This window comes from Variovorax sp. LG9.2, from assembly GCF_035018885.1.
Lineage (GTDB): Bacteria > Pseudomonadota > Gammaproteobacteria > Burkholderiales > Burkholderiaceae_C > Variovorax.
This window is the reverse complement of the sequence record NZ_JASJXB010000001.1, coordinates 259,293-272,016: the sequence shown is the minus strand read 5'-3', so window position 1 is coordinate 272,016 and position 12,724 is coordinate 259,293. Positions and strand designations below refer to the sequence as shown.

At 64.3% G+C, this 12,724-nt stretch carries 9 protein-coding genes; 5 read left to right on the top strand and 4 right to left on the bottom strand.

From position 1 onward, the window contains the following. Nucleotides 1-2: 2 nt before the first annotated feature. From QN413_RS01195 to QN413_RS01180, 4 genes are all read right to left on the bottom strand, one after another. Nucleotides 3-851, bottom strand: a complete 849-nt coding sequence (locus tag QN413_RS01195; protein WP_323494854.1) for a TonB family protein — start codon at nucleotides 849-851, stop codon at nucleotides 3-5. A 16-nt stretch (nucleotides 852-867) separates the two neighbouring features. Then, nucleotides 868-2,928 (bottom strand): ribonuclease catalytic domain-containing protein, encoded by a 2,061-nt coding sequence (locus QN413_RS01190; RefSeq protein WP_323494853.1) that lies wholly within the window; start codon nucleotides 2,926-2,928, stop codon nucleotides 868-870. A gap of 59 nt (nucleotides 2,929-2,987) precedes the next feature. Next, on the bottom strand, nucleotides 2,988-3,575 hold the full coding sequence (locus tag QN413_RS01185; protein ID WP_323495012.1) for a YqiA/YcfP family alpha/beta fold hydrolase: 588 nt from the start codon (nucleotides 3,573-3,575) through the stop codon (nucleotides 2,988-2,990). 83 nt (nucleotides 3,576-3,658) lie between these two features. Next, nucleotides 3,659-5,818 carry an Ig-like domain-containing protein gene (locus QN413_RS01180; RefSeq protein ID WP_323494852.1) on the bottom strand — a complete coding sequence of 720 codons (2,160 nt, stop codon included), beginning with the start codon at nucleotides 5,816-5,818 and terminating at the stop codon, nucleotides 3,659-3,661. A gap of 141 nt (nucleotides 5,819-5,959) precedes the next feature. On the opposite strand from QN413_RS01180, the gene QN413_RS01175 reads away from it, so the two are divergent. From QN413_RS01175 to QN413_RS01155, 5 genes are all read left to right on the top strand, one after another. After that, nucleotides 5,960-6,691, top strand: coding sequence for a response regulator transcription factor (locus tag QN413_RS01175; protein WP_323494851.1), 732 nt, complete (start codon nucleotides 5,960-5,962; stop codon nucleotides 6,689-6,691). A 4-nt stretch (nucleotides 6,692-6,695) separates the two neighbouring features. After that, nucleotides 6,696-8,558 carry a histidine kinase gene (locus QN413_RS01170; RefSeq protein ID WP_323494850.1) on the top strand — a complete coding sequence of 621 codons (1,863 nt, stop codon included), beginning with the start codon at nucleotides 6,696-6,698 and terminating at the stop codon, nucleotides 8,556-8,558. A 39-nt stretch (nucleotides 8,559-8,597) separates the two neighbouring features. Next, nucleotides 8,598-9,752 (top strand): rod shape-determining protein RodA, encoded by a 1,155-nt coding sequence (gene rodA / locus QN413_RS01165; RefSeq protein WP_187054370.1) that lies wholly within the window; start codon nucleotides 8,598-8,600, stop codon nucleotides 9,750-9,752. A gap of 162 nt (nucleotides 9,753-9,914) precedes the next feature. Beyond that, on the top strand, nucleotides 9,915-11,375 hold the full coding sequence (gene tldD, locus QN413_RS01160; RefSeq protein ID WP_187054371.1) for a metalloprotease TldD: 1,461 nt from the start codon (nucleotides 9,915-9,917) through the stop codon (nucleotides 11,373-11,375). A 223-nt stretch (nucleotides 11,376-11,598) separates the two neighbouring features. Next, nucleotides 11,599-12,717: a 3-deoxy-7-phosphoheptulonate synthase gene (locus QN413_RS01155; protein WP_323494849.1), complete on the top strand. Its 1,119-nt coding sequence runs from the start codon at nucleotides 11,599-11,601 to the stop codon at nucleotides 12,715-12,717. Nucleotides 12,718-12,724 lie beyond the last annotated feature (7 nt).

Sequence of the window (12,724 nt, the reverse complement as noted above, 5' to 3'; positions counted from 1 at the left end):
GATTACTTGGACGACAGCTCGGTCGTCTCGTCGCGCGTGAACTTGAAGCGCGACGGCAACGCGATCTGGTCGGTCTGCTTGCGCATCGCGTCGGTAAAGCGGCCGAAGTTGCCGATGCTTCGCACGATGGCCTGCGCACGCCGATCGAGCAACGCGTTGCCCGAGCTCTCGACGATCTCGGTGCTCACGATGCTTCCGTCGAAGTTGACGGTAACCAGCATCGTCAGCTGGCCGTACATCTTCTTGCCGGCCGCTTCGGGGAAGTTCTCGGTGCCGCGCTGCTCGATTTGGCGTCGCAGTGCGTCGACGTACGCGGCGTACGCGGCCTCTCGGGTGGCCGGGCTGATGTAGCGCTTCTTGGGTCGCGCGTTTTCTTCGTTGACCCGGCGCTCGATCTCGGCCAGCAGGTTGACCAACTGCTTGCGCTTCTCTTCGCGCGCCGCGGCCTCGCTCGGGTTGCCGCTGTGGCGCGGATCGGGCAGCGGCATGGCAGCCAGCTGCTGCTTGATCTGGGTGAGCAGCATCATCTGCTGCGCCTGCATGGCCTCGACGTCGCGCTGCGCATCTTCGGTGGCGTCGCCGATGGCGCGGAACTCGCTCGGCGGCAACGGGCTGGTGGCACGCCCTTTTTCGAGGTCGCCGCCGCCAGCCAGCGACGCTTGCGCAATCGCCGTGGCTTTGTCGGGCTTCTCGTTGCTGCGCGCATTGACCAAAATCACTTCGAGAGGCGTCTCGCTGAAGACGCGATTGAAGGCTTCAGGGTCGACAAACCGCACGGTGAGCAGTACAGCGTGCGCCAGGACCGAAAGCCCCAGCGCGATCTGCAGCGTGCTCAGGTCCTTGAGGTTCATTTCGCTGCGCTCATGCTCATGCGGGTGCGTTCTCCGCTGCCTTTTCTGGTGCTGCCTCGCCGTCGCTCATGTCGACCGCGATGGCGATCGGGCCGGCTACTTCGTCGTCCTCTTCGCCCGATTCTTCTTCCATGTCAGCCGCCACCACATCGAGCCGCTCGAGCACGGTGCCGTTCACGTCGAGGGCGATCTCGTCGATCTCGCCGAGCTTGACGCGCAGGTGCGCACCGCGTTCCTGCTGGCCGGCCACCGGAAAGACCAGCGGCAGCGAATCGGCCCGAACCAGGGCGCCGTTCTGGATGTCCTTGACGACGGTCACGGTCAGCTCGGTGATGCCTTGCTGCTGCAGATACTTGAGCGTCCAGAAGCGCTCCATGCCGCCCTGGTAGCCGTTGTAGGTCGCATAGGCGGCGTCGAAGCCCGACAGGATCGAGAACAGGTCGGCGTCCTTCGGCTTGAAGGGCGCAGCCAGCGCGGCTGTCTTGCCGTGGCGTGCGGCCGCGATGATCTGCCACTGGTTCACCAGGTCGGTGTAGCGGCGCAGTGGCGAGGTGCTCCATGCATAGCTCTTCACGCCCAGGCCGGCGTGCGGCAGCGAGCGCGTGCCCATCCGCACCTTGATGCCCGGCGCCATGCTGGCCTGGCTGCGGTACAGGCCCGGCACGCCGAGTTCGCCCAGCCAGGCGCCCCAGGTGCTGTTGGCCAGGATCATCGCTTCCGACACGATCAGGTCGAGCGGCGCGCCGCGTTGCCGCGTAGTGATCGTCACCTGCTCGCTGCCTTGCGGCTCGCCATCGTTTCCGATCAGACGGAAGTTGTAGTCGGGCCGGTTGAAGTTCTCGGGCTTGCCACGAACCACTTCGCGCTGCGCTTTCAGGTGCTTCGCCAGGCGGAACAGTACCGACAACGGACCGCGTAAACGTGCAGCAGCCTCTGGGGTGTCCGGGCTGACGGACGACGCGTCTTCGAGCCACGGCTGCGTGACCACCGTGTCGAGTTGATCGTGCCGCAGGTTGGCGACGATCGGCACGCGTTCCAGCTTGGTCTCGGTGCTTCGCAATTCCAGCGTGGCTTCGTCGAAGGTGGCGTAGAGCGACACGGCCGGCCGGTTGCTGCCTTCGAGCAGCGTGTACGCATCGACCACCGCATCGGGCAGCATCGTGATCTTGTAGCCCGGCATGTACACCGTCGACATGCGGTTGCGCGCCACCAGGTCGATGGCTCCGCCCGGCACCAGCGCCAGGCCGGGGGCGGCGATGTGCACGCCGACAACGAGGGTGCCACTGCCGATGCCCTGCACTGAGAGCGCATCGTCGATTTCGGTCGTCTGCGAATCGTCGATCGAAAAGGCTTCGACCGTGGCCACCGGCAAGTCGTCGACGATGGCCGGTGCCTGCAGCGCCGGGAAGCCCGTGCCTTTGGGGAAGTTCTCGAAGAGGAACCGGCGCCAGTGAAACTGGTATGGCGAATCGATGGCGCCCGCGCGTTCCAGCAGGTCGAGCGGCGCCAGTTGCGCGGCACGCGAAGCGTCGACCACGGCTTTGTACTCGGACGCGTTCTTGTCGGGCTTGAAGAGGATCTTGTAGAGCTGCTCGCGCACAGGCTGCGGGCATTCGCCGGCCACCAGCTGCGCCGCCCATTCGGCGATCTGCGCTAGCACCAGCTTCTTCTTTTCGATGCCGGCCAGGGCGGCCTGAACGATGTCGGCTGGCGCTTTCTTGAAGCGGCCCTTGCCGGCGCGGCGGAAGTAGTGCGGTGCATCGAACAGCGCGAACAGCGCGGCACCCTGCTGCGCCAGCGTCGGCTTGTCGCTGAAGTAGTCGGACGCCAGGTCGGGAAAACCGAACTCGCCTTCGGACGCGAATTCCCAGGCCAGGTCGAGGTCCATGGTGGCGGCCAGCGTGCGAGCCTCGGCGATCAGCTCGGCCGGCGACGGTTTCTCGAAGCGCAGCACGATGGCCGCGCTCTTGACCTTGAGTCGCTTGCCGGTGTCGAGCTCGACCTGCGCCGACGCTTCGGCCTCCGACAGCACGCGGCCGCTGAGGTACTTGCCGGCTTCTTCAAACAATACAAACATGGCGCAATTATCAACGCCGTCCGGGGCCGCCTGGCACCGGATATGCGCTGCGCCCCGGCCTAGATTGGATCGACGAAGCGCATGACTTCGTCCAGGTGGGCCCCGGCGAAATTCGACAGCGCGTGGTCGCTGCCTTCGATCAGCTCGATGCGGCTGCCGGGATAACGCGCGGACATTTCGCGCCAGTCGAGCACTTCATCGCCTTTGGCGACGATCGCCAGCGCGCGTTCCGGCCGGATCAGCATGCCGACTTCGAGCGCGCGCAGTTCGTCGATGTAGTCGGGCTTGAAATAGAAGTGCTCGGACGGATCGTGCCAGCCGGTCTGCTCGCCGATATAGCGGGAGAGGTCGCGCGCTGGATGCACCGCCGGGTTCAGCAGAACGACTTTGCAATCGGTCATGCCCGCGACGTAGGTCGCGTAGAAGCCGCCGAGCGACGAACCGATGACGGCCATGGATTCGCGCGGCCAGTCAGCGATGCTTTTCATGACCACGTCCATCGCATCGTGCGGCGACGGCGGCAATTGCGGCGCCCAAAAGTGCATTTTGGGATGGCCTTCTGCCACTCGTTGCGCCACCAGCCGTGCCTTGGCCGACTGCGGCGAGGAGCGGAAGCCGTGGAGGTAGAGAAGATGGGTCGTCGGCATCAGGCGCATGAGGTGATTCGCAGGTCGATTCTGTCAATAAAAAAGCCCCGCAAGTGCGGGGCTTGGGGCTCCAAGCGGTTCGCTTATTGAAGCTTGTAAAGAGCAAGCTTCTTGCTCACCTCGACTTGCCGTGAATTGCGGGCCCACAGCTCGAGCAGGTTGAACGAGCTGCCGTTCGCATACTGGCTGGTGAGCGTGGGGTCGCAATGCTGGTCCGCGCTGCCTTGGCTGGAGCAATAGATGATGGCCTTGCGTTGCGTGCTGGAGAGGCTCGTGCTGTCGTTGAAAGACGCACTGCCGGGGCCGGCGACGCGCCCGATCACGCTGAACGATGTGGGTGCCAGCGCACCCGCTGGCAGCATCCAGGCGTCGAGGTTCCCTTCGCTGCTGAAGTCGATGATGTTCGGGTCGCCCACGCTCGGGACGCCAAACGTGTAGCGACCCGCGGCGCTCGTTCCGGCGATCAGCTCCGCCTTTTGAACAGGCGTCGCCTGGACGAACGCGAGCTGCCGGATTTCGCCGATGGTTTGCGCACGCGATACGGTGCGGTAGGTCTGGATCACGGATGGACCGCTGGTCGGGAAGAACTCCAGCTGCCAGACGCTCTGGTTCTGTATCGCGCTGATTTGTGCTTCGGTGTAGCTGGGCGATACGAAGTAAATCCCTGTCTCTGCGGCGCTTACGGAAGCGGAATTGGCCTTGTTCTGGAACTCGCCACCCAGACGGACGATGCTGCTCGAGATGACCTGGCCCGCCGTGTTCGTGCCGTCCTTGCTCAATGCCAGGAAAGAAAGCCCCGACTGCGGATAGAACACGATCTTCGTCGCGCTGAACGGCGAAGTGACCGCGACCTTGTTGAAGATCGACGAACCGGAAACGGTCTTGTTGTCGATGGAGACGTTGTATCCCGTGGTGTACGAACTGAAGTTGGGCGAATTGACCAGTTCGCGGTCTTCAGAATAAGGACGCACCGAGGCGCGATAGGCGTAGTTGTTGCCGACCAGTTTGAGCGTGCCATCGATGTTGCGCGCAATGATCGTGTCGTTGTCCGTGCCGCCGAAGCGGTCGACCGTACGGTAGCTCAGCACGAAGTCCCCGCTGCTGCGCACGAACTCGAAATTGCCCCGATCGAACGTCACTCCGGTGGCGCCCTGGCGAAAGATCCCGGTGAACGAGCCGTTGTTGCCGGCGTCCCTGCCGACGCGGTACCCGTTGTTATAGAACGTGGACGGGTCGTCGCCGAGGAACAGCGTTTTGCAGGCCGACGCGATCACGTTGACATCCGTCCCGGTGGCGTTGGTCGTGTCGTTGACCGTGCCGCCGCCCTGCGCGAAGGCACCGGAGCCGCCGACACGTTGCGTGAGCGGCAGGGCGTAGCAGGAGGTCATGCGACCAAACAGCGCGGCGACAACTGCCGGCGGCGGCGTGCTGGCGACGGCAGCTGCAGCGATAGGTGGCAAGGTCGGCGTGACCGCCGTGTCGGCGGTGTTGAAAGCGATCGAAATCGGTGCTGCACCGTCGGACGTCGGAATCGTCTTGACGGTGATCTCGATGTTGGCGGAGCTGCCGTTGGGCAGCACGCTGACCGATATGGTGTCGAGCAACTTGTCCTGGCCGGTGCCGTCGGCGGTGAAGCCACCCGCCATGACGTCAATGGCGCTCTGGCCCAATGCATCGAGCAGTGGCTTGAGCGCGGCCACGAGTTCGGCGACCTGCGTCTGAATCGTGGCGGCGGTCACGCTGGACGGATCGGTCTGGATCGCGCCCGCGAGGCTGGCCGGATTGCCGTCCGGCGACAGCTGCGCAACAACAATGGTGGTGAGCGGCGTGACGTTCGCAATGCCACCGGCGGCGCTCGGCGTGGTGCTGTAGAAACTTTTGTCGTCGCGGCTGGCTTTGATGACCAGCGGTGCCACGGTGGTAGCGGGCAGGGTGCAACGGAAGGCGCCGGCGGCATCCGTCGTGGTGCTGCAAACCGTGGTGCCGGTCTGGTCGGTCACGGTCACGGCGGCGCCGGCAAAGGCCGCGCCGGTGGCGGCGACCCCGTCTAGCTTGGCGAGCGATGCCTGCGTGCTCGGCTCTACGACTGCGGCCGGTGCAGGCGTGGCGGCTGCGGTTGTCGTAGACCCGGTCGCCGGAATTGCAAAGCCTCCGCCACTGCTGCCACCGCCGCCGCAGGCAGTCAGTGTGAGGAGCACGGCAGCTGTCAGGCCGGCCTTGGTTTTCGGGGTGTGGGGTTGCATGGAGTCTCCGAATGTACGAGTGATTAACGAAGCGTTACAGGGGTGCGGCGCCAGTCTGGTGTGCTGCGCCTTGGTTGCCCATCCCATGAATCGGGTAGTAGGGCGATGCGACTCACTCTTTCCGGGCTTTATGCTCGGAACATGACAAGAGAGGAAAGCGGGCGGGGCACGGAACCCAGTTGGACCGTCTACGTGGTGGAAGACGATGCGCGCGCCCGCGGTTTTTTCGAGAACAGCGTGCGTCGCAGCGAGCACCTGCGATTGCTCGGTTCAGCAGGCACGGTCGCCGAAGCCGTTGCATGGATGCAACGGACCTCGGAGCCTCCTGACGTGGTGCTGGTTGACCTCGGGTTGCCGGATGGAAGCGGGCTCGAAGTGATCCGTATCGCGGTGGCGCTGTTCGCCGCGTGCGATCCGCTGGTCGTTTCAGTATTCGGCGACGAAGACAACGTGTTGTCGAGCATCGAGGCCGGTGCGGTCGGCTACATCCACAAGGACGCTGCGCCTGAAGACATTGCGCAGACCATCGTGGAGATGAAGGCCGGCGCATCGCCCATTTCCCCAATGATCGCCCGGCGCGTGCTGGAAAAATACCGCCTGCTGCATTCGGGGATGCCGGTGAAAGGCTTGCGCGATGGAGTGCCCGTCCTGGCCGAGGCCGTTGTGCGCCAACTGCTGTCGAGCCGCGAGCAGGAGGTGCTGACGCTCGTCGCGCGGGGGTTTTCATATGCCGAGATTGCGCGACTGAAGGTGCTGAGCGTGCACACGGTGCAAACGCACATCAAGAACCTGTACGGCAAGCTCGCGGTGCACTCCAAGAACGAGGCGGTGTTCGAAGCGACCCGGCTTGGACTCCTGCCGCATCCGCGCTGAACCAGTGAAGCGCGGCGCGTGGTTCTTCGCCGTGCGACGGATCGCCTTGCTGGCTGTCATGTGCGCAGCGTGCGCCTCGGCGATGGCTTCTGCCGCGTCCGCAGACGAAGTGGACCCCATCGAACTGCGCGCCGGCCGGGTGGCGACGAGTGTCGATGGCGTGACCCAGGAAGGTGCCGTCACGCTCCCCTACAACTGGGATCGACAACACGGGGGCAAAGCTGGATTCGCCTCTTTCGAGCTGCCCTTCAAGCTCGATGACGAACCCGAAACACCCTGGGGAATTTTTATTCCGCGCACCGGGAACGTCTTCGACGTGTGGCTCAACGGCGCCTTGTTGCAGGTGTACGGTGACGTCGATCGCGGCAATGGCGCCGACTATGCCAAGGCACCCGTCTACCTGCCCGTGCCGGGTCGGTTGCTGCATGCTGGAGACAACTTGCTGCAGGTGCGCATTCGTGCCGACAGCGGGCGGCGTGGCGGCTTGTCGCCGGTCACGCTCGGCCCGGCTGCGGAGCTGCGGACCCAACTTTTCGAGGCCGCCTATGCGTGGCGCTTTACCGGCTCGGTGCTGCTCACTGCATTCAGTCTCATCCTCGGCGGCATCGCTCTGTCGCTCTGGCTGACGCAGGTCGACACCAGTGCTGGCGCGCGCGAACGCCGCGAGGGTATCTATCTTTGGGCGGCGCTGGCCGAGTTCTGCTGGGCCCTCCGGGTGGCCGACGGCGTGATCGCCGAACCTCCGTTGTCCTGGGGACCGTGGGGCGTGCTGATGGCGATGTGCTACGCCGGCTGGATTGCTTCGGCCATGATGTTCTGCTATCACGTGGCCGGCTGGGACACGCGTCCGGGCATGCGCTGGATTCGCTGGCCGATGGTGGTCATCGTGTTCGGCACGCTGGTGTCGTCTTGCCTGTCCATGGCCGTCGACGAGCCGCAGTGGCTGACCCGGTGGTTGGCCATCGAGATCGGGATACTGGTGGTCTTCGTCGGGGGCTTCGCCGTCGCCGCCGTGCGCAAGCCCGACGTCGGGCGGCTGCTAGTGATGGCCGCCGCGGTGGTTTCGATCGCCTTCGGCACGCGCGACTGGTTGGTGATCCGGATCAGCGATTCCTATGGTGGTACGACCTGGGTTCGCTATTCGTCGGTGTTCTTCGGCATCGCGCTGCTGCTGATCGTGCTGCGACGATTTCGGGCCGCGAGCGCCCAGGCGCGCGGCTGGGTGACGACGCTGGCGGCGCGCGTGGCCGAGCGGGAACAGGAACTCGAGTCGACGTACGGCAAGCTAGAAAAGGTGGCGCGGGAACAGGCGCGCACCCACGAGCGCGAGCGCATCTTGCGGGACATGCATGACGGCGTCGGCTCGCACATCAGCGCCGCGATCCGTCAGCTGCAGTCGGGGCAGGCGAGCGATGCCGACGTACTGCGCACCCTGCGCGATTCGCTCGACCAGCTCAAGTTGTCGATCGACTCGATCCATCTGCCGCCCGGCGATGTCGGCGCGCTGCTGGCAGGCATGCGCTACCGCATGACGCCACGCTTCACTGCATCGGGCATCGCGCTCGAATGGGCGGTCGACGACGTGACGCCGGTGGCCGCGCTCGATGGGCAGGCGATGCGGCAGGTTCAGCTTTTGTTGTTCGAGGCGATCTCCAATGTGCTGCAGCATTCGGGCGCCAGCGTGTTGCGACTCGAAGCGGCGATGCACGGCGCCGTACTCCGCTTGCGGGTGATCGACAACGGCTGTGGCTTCGACGCACTGCAGGTGCCGCGGTCGCTCGGCCAGCGCGCAGGGGCCCTCGGTGTGGTGCTGTCGCTGGAAAGCCGACCGGGGCGCACTGTCGTCTCGCTTGAATTCATCGGTTAGGGGCCGGTGGTGCCCGGCAGGCGCGGATAATCCGCGGCCATGTCAGCCGTGTTCAACCAGCCCTCGTTCGCGCGCCGCATCGCGCCTATTTTTCAAGGCTTCGACGGTTTTCTGGCCTTTGCCGTGTTTTTGCTCGCGTGCGCTGGACTGCTGACGATGTATTCGTCGGGCTACGACCATGGGTCCCGCTTCATGGACCACGGTCGCAACATGATCCTGGCCGGCTTCATCATGTTCGTGGTGGCGCAAATTCCGCCGCAACGGCTCATGAGCTGCGCGGTGCCGCTCTACACCCTGGGCGTTGCGCTGCTCATTGCGGTGGCGGTATTCGGGCTGACCAAGAAGGGCGCCAAGCGCTGGCTCAATGTCGGCTTCGTGATACAGCCGAGCGAGATTCTGAAGATCGCCATGCCGTTGATGCTGGCCTGGTGGTTCCAGCGGCGCGAAGGTCAGTTGCGACCGCTCGATTTCGCGGTGGCGACCATCCTCCTGGTGGTGCCTGTCGGCCTTATCGTGAAGCAACCCGACCTGGGCACCGCGTTGCTGGTGCTGTCGGCCGGGCTGTCGGTGATTTTCTTCGCGGGCCTGTCCTGGAAATTGATATTGCCGCCGTTCCTCATCGGGCTCGTCGCCGTGGCCCTGATCGTCGGCTACGAGTCGACGCTGTGCGCCGACGGCTTCGACTGGCGCGTGCTGCACGACTACCAGAAGCAGCGTATCTGCACGCTGCTCGATCCGGGCAAAGACCCGCTCGGCAAAGGCTTTCACATCATCCAGGGAATGATCGCGATCGGCGCAGGTGGCGTCGGCGGCAAGGGTTTTATGCAGGGCACTCAGACGCACCTGGAGTTCATCCCCGAGCGCACCACCGACTTCATCTTTGCCGCGTACTCTGAGGAATTCGGGCTGGCCGGCAACCTGTTTTTGATCGCATCCTTCATCTTCCTGATTTTCCGCGGCCTCGCGATTGCATCGGACGCACCCACCCTGTTTTCGCGATTGCTTGCAGGCGCCATCACGCTCATCTTTTTCACTTACGCCTTCGTCAACATGGGCATGGTCAGCGGCATCCTGCCCGTCGTCGGCGTCCCGCTCCCTTTCATCAGCTATGGCGGCACCGCCATGGTCACGCTTGGCCTCGGCCTGGGCATCCTGATGTCGATTTCGCGCGCCAAACGCTTGATGCAGACCTGACCGCGCCGTAGGGCGGCGGTCTGTGGGTGAGATGCCGTGAAACCGGCTCTGCCGCGCGACTGGCATCGCCTTCGGTAGGGCGCGAGGCAAGTACTCCGCGGTAGAGGGAGGGCGAAGCGACACGAAGTGCGCACCGCCCCTGGGGGCGAGCAATAATGTCCGATGATCTCTCGCGAACCCACCATCGAGCGCCTTGCCACGGCGCAATCGTTGCTTCTCACGCCCTTCGGTCTCGACGAATCGCACCTGACCAAAGCGCTCGGCGAAATCACCTCTTACGGTGTCGACGACGCCGATCTCTACTTTCAGTACACCCGCAGCGAAGGTTGGAGCCTGGAAGAAGGCATCGTCAAGACCGGCAGCTTCAGCATCGACCAGGGCGTCGGCGTGCGAGCAGTCAGCGGTGAAAAAACCGCGTTCGCGTACTCGGACGACATTTCAGAAGCGTCGCTGCTCGACGCGGCGCGCACCGTGCGTTCGATCTCAGCCTCGGGCCGTACGGGTCGCGCCAAGACGCCTTCCCGCAAGGTCGCATCGAGCCGCTCGCTCTACGCTGGCGTCGACCCGATCTCCACGCTCGACAGCGCGACGAAGGTGGCCTTGCTCGGCAAAGTCGAAAAGCTGGCGCGCTCGCGCGATCCGCGCATTGCGCAGGTCATGGCCGGACTCGCAAGCGAATACGACGTAGTGCTTGTGGCACGCGCCGACGGCACGCTGGCGGCCGATGTTCGCCCACTGGTGCGTCTCTCTGTGACTGTGATCGCGGAGCAGAACGGCCGCCGCGAAATCGGCTCCGGCGGCGGTGGCGGGCGCTTCGGGCTCGCTTACTTCGACGACGAACACATCGCCGAATATGTCGACCAAGCCGTCAAGGCGGCGCTCACCAATCTCGAAGCTCGGCCCGCACCGGCCGGTGAAATGACCGTCGTGCTCGGCCCGGGCTGGCCCGGCATCCTGCTGCACGAGGCCATTGGCCACGGGCTCGAAGGCGACTTCAACCGCAAGGGATCGAGCGCGTTCTCGGGCCGCATCGGCGAGCGCGTGGCGGCCAAGGGTGTGACCGTGCTCGACGACGGCACCATCGCCGATCGCCGCGGCTCGCTCAATGTCGACGACGAAGGCAACGCCAGCCAGCGCAACGTGCTGATCGAAGACGGCATCCTGAAGGGTTACATCCAGGATTCGATGAACGCGCGCCTGATGAAGGTCAAGCCCACCGGCAACGGCCGCCGCGAAAGCTACGCGCATGTGCCGATGCCGCGCATGACCAACACCTACATGCTTGGCGGCGACAAGGACCCGAAGGAGATCGTTGCCAGCATCAAGAAGGGTCTGTACGCCACCAACTTCGGCGGCGGCCAGGTCGACATCACTAGCGGCAAGTTCGTCTTTTCGGCGAGCGAGGCTTACTGGGTCGAGAACGGCAAGATCCAGTACCCGGTGAAGGGCGCGACCATCGTGGGCAACGGCCCTGACGCACTCACACGCGTCACGATGATCGGCGATGACATGGCGCTGGACTCGGGTGTCGGCACCTGCGGCAAGGAAGGCCAGAGCGTGCCGGTCGGCGTCGGCCAGCCGACGTTGCGCATCGATGGGCTCACGGTCGGTGGCACGGCCTGACGCGCCAGCGTCGCGTCGTTCTGAAAAACCCTGTGCTACATTGCGGCTCCATGTCTTTGCGCGCCGTATTCTATTTTTCGTACTTTTGGTTCCGGATCTCCGGCGGCCCAGAGGCGAGCGCGTAAAGCAAACGTACACCCCTCCAAGACCGCCGGCGCTCACGCCCCGGCGGTTTTTTTGTGCCCCTCGTTTTTCAATCAAGACTTCAGATCAGGAGCCCACGATGACCCTTCCTACCGCCCGACCCAGCGACAGCTGGTATGCGACCGTCGAAAAGACCAGCAAGACCGACGACGAACGCATCAAGGACATCAACGTGCTGCCCCCTCCAGAACATCTGATCCGCTTTTTCCCGATCAGCGGCACCGCGACCGAAACGCTCATTGCCGACACGCGGCGCAACATTCACAACATCATGGCTGGCAAGGACGACCGGCTGCTGGTGGTCATGGGTCCGTGTTCCATTCACGATCCGGTCGCAGCGCTCGAGTACGCCAAGCGGCTGCAGGCGCAGCGTCTGAAGTACGCCGGAACGCTGGAGATCGTGATGCGCGTCTACTTCGAAAAGCCGCGCACCACGGTCGGCTGGAAAGGGCTCATCAACGACCCGTACCTCGACGAGAGCTTTCGGATCGACGAAGGCCTGCGGATCGCGCGGCAGTTGCTGATCGACATCAACCGGCTCGGTCTGCCTGCGGGCAGCGAGTTTCTCGACGTGATCTCGCCGCAATACATCGGCGATCTGATCGCCTGGGGCGCGATCGGCGCACGCACGACGGAGAGCCAGGTGCATCGCGAGCTGGCATCGGGCTTGTCGGCACCGATCGGTTTCAAGAACGGAACGGACGGCAACATTCGTATTGCGACGGACGCCATTCAGGCGGCGGCGCGCGGCCATCACTTTTTGTCGGTGCACAAAAACGGCCAGGTCGCGATCGTGCAGACCAACGGCAATCGCGATTGCCATGTGATCTTGCGTGGCGGCAAGGCGCCTAACTACGACGCCGCCAGCGTGACGGCGGCCTGCGCCGACCTCATGGCGGCCGGCCTGCCGCCCACCTTGATGGTCGATTGCAGCCATGCCAACAGTTCCAAGCAGCACCAGAAACAAATCGACGTCGCCGCCGACATCGCGGGCCAGGTGTCGGGCGGTTCCAGCCAGGTGTTCGGTCTGATGATCGAAAGCCATCTGCAGCCCGGCGCCCAGAAGTTCACGCCCGGCAAGGACGAGTTGGCCGGGCTCGAATACGGCAAAAGCATCACCGATGCCTGCATCGGCTGGGATGATTCGGTTGGCGTACTCGAGACGCTGTCGCAGGCGGTCAAGTCGCGTCGCGGCTGATCGGACT

Bases quoted from the DNA above. Each gene is read 5' to 3' on its own strand.
- QN413_RS01195 (WP_323494854.1), bottom strand. From the start codon at position 851: ATGAACCTCAAGGACCTGAGCACGCTGCAGATCGCGCTGGGGCTTTCG.
- QN413_RS01190 (WP_323494853.1), bottom strand. From the start codon at position 2,928: ATGTTTGTATTGTTTGAAGAAGCCGGCAAGTACCTCAGCGGCCGCGTG.
- QN413_RS01185 (WP_323495012.1), bottom strand. From the start codon at position 3,575: ATGCCGACGACCCATCTTCTCTACCTCCACGGCTTCCGCTCCTCGCCG.
- QN413_RS01180 (WP_323494852.1), bottom strand. From the start codon at position 5,818: ATGCAACCCCACACCCCGAAAACCAAGGCCGGCCTGACAGCTGCCGTG.
- QN413_RS01175 (WP_323494851.1), top strand. From the start codon at position 5,960: ATGACAAGAGAGGAAAGCGGGCGGGGCACGGAACCCAGTTGGACCGTC.
- rodA (WP_187054370.1), top strand. From the start codon at position 8,598: ATGTCAGCCGTGTTCAACCAGCCCTCGTTCGCGCGCCGCATCGCGCCT.
- tldD (WP_187054371.1), top strand. From the start codon at position 9,915: ATGATCTCTCGCGAACCCACCATCGAGCGCCTTGCCACGGCGCAATCG.
- QN413_RS01155 (WP_323494849.1), top strand. From the start codon at position 11,599: ATGACCCTTCCTACCGCCCGACCCAGCGACAGCTGGTATGCGACCGTC.